Genomic DNA, 3,263 nt, shown 5'->3' on the forward strand with positions numbered 1-3,263 from the left:
TTACATAATGGAGAATAATATTCGGAATTGACATCCTCCCGACGCTGCACTTGCGTAACAGCGCGGGATTCCTAACCATCGCGGATTAGGGCTTTCTGCTGCCTCTTGCAGAGGAGCTGCGCTTTTCATGTCGCGTTTGCGTTAGAATTCCGTAGGAAAGCGAAACAATGCACCAGCCTCCAAGGTCGAGCCTCTTTCCGGTCTAAAGGCGCGCTCCACAGTACGTCGCCAATCCGACGGCTCCCTTAGACACTGCTAGCCCAGCAGGCTTTAGATATTAAAGCACACTATTGGAAAAACCGCAACATTGATTGGTTTTCCGATGCGACGCTCCCTTGTCAGGAGAGCGCGGGTCAAGGGCCAACTTTGAGATAAACATATGAATTTTCCTTATTGTCAAAGACATAAAGTAGTCAAAAATTCCATTGCTCAATAAATGTATGATTGTATGATGAATACTAAATTTATCTGGGAGGTTTATAGATTTCTGCTATCTATTCATACAGAGGCATCAGTAAAACCATAAAAAAAATAGAGGTTTCAGAGCAAACCTCTACTAAGTAACCAAGCTTAAAAATGAAAAAATCTCTTGGATACTAAACAATTAGAAAAACATTATTTTGTGCCGATGACTTCTAAAATATCTTTAGCGTGGCTATCCGTTTTCACTTTGTCATCAACATGAGAAATATTTCCTTCGGCATCAATAATATAAGTAACACGCTTAGAATATCCACCACCTTCAACATCATAAGCTTTAGTGATGGTACCATCAACATCTGCCAAAAGTTGGAATGGTAAACCATATTTCTCAGTGAAAGCTTTGTGGGAAGTTTCATCATCCATACTTACACCAAGAACAACCATATCTTTGCCTTGATATTCAGCGTAGTTGTCTCGGAAACTTTGAGCTTCCTTGGTACAACCAGGAGTATCATCTTTAGGATAAAAATACATAACTACTGTTTTACCAGCAAAATCAGATAAGGAAACAGTGTTGCCGTTAGTATCTTTTACCGTGAATTCAGGCGCTTTAGTGCCAACAGATAATGCCATAGATTCGCTTTTTCTCCTTAAAACTTAGACAAAAGTCACAAAGTGCTATCGGGACGCTGAATACAACGTCCCTGCTGCTGCAAAAAAAATTTTTTACTAGGCAATGCTAATGCAAATCCGATTATCGCGTTACGCGTAAGTCAGATAGGGGAGCCGTCGGATTAGGGACGTACAGAAGTAATCTCTGACCGAGTTTTTCCTCTAGAAATGCTCCGCAAACAGCATTTAGTAATGTCCACGCCCTTTACTTCGACATATTCTTGATTATTATTTTAAGAGATTCTGGGATCCTTAAAAACTTTTTACTTTTATAGCACTACGCATTTAGGGCGTGGACATTGGTAAGTCCTAAAACTCAGTCAGAGATTACTTTTAACTTTTAATTTTTTATTTTTGACTTGCGCGTAGCCCTATACAAGACTTACGCACCTAAACAAAAAACTGGGTTTATTGCCCTAATTATTGTTGTTCAAATCAGGAAATTTCGTCGATCAACCCGGTTTCTGCGCAAGTTCTATTTTAAATCTGTTCCAAATTATTTTCTAGACTGCATGATTAGAAAAAATAAAGTTTTAACTCATGTTGCTTATTGTAATGTCATTTGTTATTGTGTTTTAGGTGACATCAAAAATATTATTTATATGATATGTACTCAAAATCCTTGATTTGAGATCTTAAACTATAATTTTTGTTAACTTGAAAATATAAATTTTATTGATATATAAAATTAATATGGCCTCCGTAGAATCTCCAAACTTAATTTCACTCCAATACCCTACTTATACTGAAAAAAGGGCGGAAAGAGCGCTGTGTTGTAGTCCATTTAATCTAAAGTTGTTTGTAACAATGACTTCTCAAAGTGTGGGATTAAAATCAATAGCCTCTGATGCTGGCTTGAAAAATGCCTACACAGGTTCCGTTGTATCAGAATTAGCTGCTGAAAATTATCTTTTATGGCTAATCCAGGTAGGCGTACTTAGGCGGGAAGTTGATGGACAAGGAATTACAGATAGTTTTCGTCTTACTCCCCTGGGTCATCAGTTAGTTAAAAAATATGCTGGGAAGGGAAACTGGCCTCAACCTGGTATCGGCGATCGCCTTGATAATTTGATCGGTCGTTGGTTTAGACTTCCTGTTTAGAGATGCAGTTTTTTATATAAAGTTTAACGGTGAGAGTCTCAACTGAATTTGGATAGTAATTGTCTAGTCAACATCATCTGAAAATTAAGGACAATAATGGGTTGAAACCTCAGTAAAGTATAAACAGGCGTTTTTAGGACGTCCCACAAAATTAAACCCAACTCCCTAATAAGAATGGAGTAATGAGAATTTATCCCATTGCTTAATAGGGTTTTGGAGACAGAAACTCTAGAGTTAATCCCCGTGACTTTAGTCGAGGGAGTATACCTATCTGATTCATTCTTCCTGATTGAAAAAAGCTATGCAAGCAATTATGGTGGTGGGAACTACTTCTCATGCAGGGAAATCTCTAATCACTACAGCCATCTGTAGAATTTTATCACGTCGCGGTTGGAGAGTGGCTCCCTTCAAAGGACAAAATATGGCTTTGAACTCCTATGTCACATCTACTGGAGGGGAAATGGGTCATGCTCAAGCAGTACAAGCTTGGGCGGCAGGTGTGACTCCTGCAATAGAAATGAATCCAATTTTATTAAAACCTCAAGGAGATATGACCTCCCAAGTTATTATCAAGGGAAAAGCATTAGGTACAGTAGGAGCTGTAGATTATTATCAGCAATATTTTAATATTGGTTGGCAGGCTATCCAAGAATCTTTAGAAATTTTATCTCAAGAGTTTGACATTATAGTTTGTGAAGGAGCAGGTAGTCCTGCAGAAATAAATCTGAAGCACCGAGATTTAACCAATATGCGAGTGGCTAAGTATTTGAATGCCTCTACAATTTTAGTAGTTGATATTGACAGAGGGGGTGCTTTTGCCCATGTTATTGGTACATTAGAACTACTAGAACCAGAAGAAAGAGATTTAATAAAAGGAATAGTAATTAATAAATTTAGAGGACAGAGATCTCTTCTAGATTCAGGTATTCAGTGGTTAGAAAAAAGAACTAATATTCCTGTCGTTGGTGTAATTCCTTGGATTAATGAAGCTTTTCCTGCTGAAGATTCTTTGAGTATTTTAGAAAAACGTTCCAATAAATCTACAACTGATATTACAATTGTCATTA

3 protein-coding genes are annotated in these 3,263 nt (G+C 37.7%); 2 read left to right on the plus strand and 1 reads right to left on the minus strand.

The genetic code is table 11. The features are described 5' to 3' along the window. Nucleotides 1–615: 615 nt before the first annotated feature. Nucleotides 616–1,056, minus strand: coding sequence for a peroxiredoxin (locus F6K22_RS36810; RefSeq protein ID WP_293109667.1), 441 nt, complete (start codon nucleotides 1,054–1,056; stop codon nucleotides 616–618). 732 nt (nucleotides 1,057–1,788) lie between these two features. On the opposite strand from F6K22_RS36810, the gene F6K22_RS36815 reads away from it, so the two are divergent. Together F6K22_RS36815 and cobQ are read left to right on the plus strand one after the other, a co-directional pair. Continuing rightward, nucleotides 1,789–2,196: an Npun_F0494 family protein gene (locus F6K22_RS36815; protein WP_293109669.1), complete on the plus strand. Its 408-nt coding sequence runs from the start codon at nucleotides 1,789–1,791 to the stop codon at nucleotides 2,194–2,196. Between the two features lie 301 nt (nucleotides 2,197–2,497). After that, the coding region (cobQ, locus tag F6K22_RS36820; RefSeq protein ID WP_293109671.1) for a cobyric acid synthase CobQ at nucleotides 2,498–3,263 on the plus strand (766 nt) is incomplete at its 3' end.

It is taken from the genome of Okeania sp. SIO2F4 (genome assembly GCF_010672385.1).
In the GTDB taxonomy this organism is placed as follows: Bacteria; Cyanobacteriota; Cyanobacteriia; order Cyanobacteriales; family Microcoleaceae; genus Trichodesmium.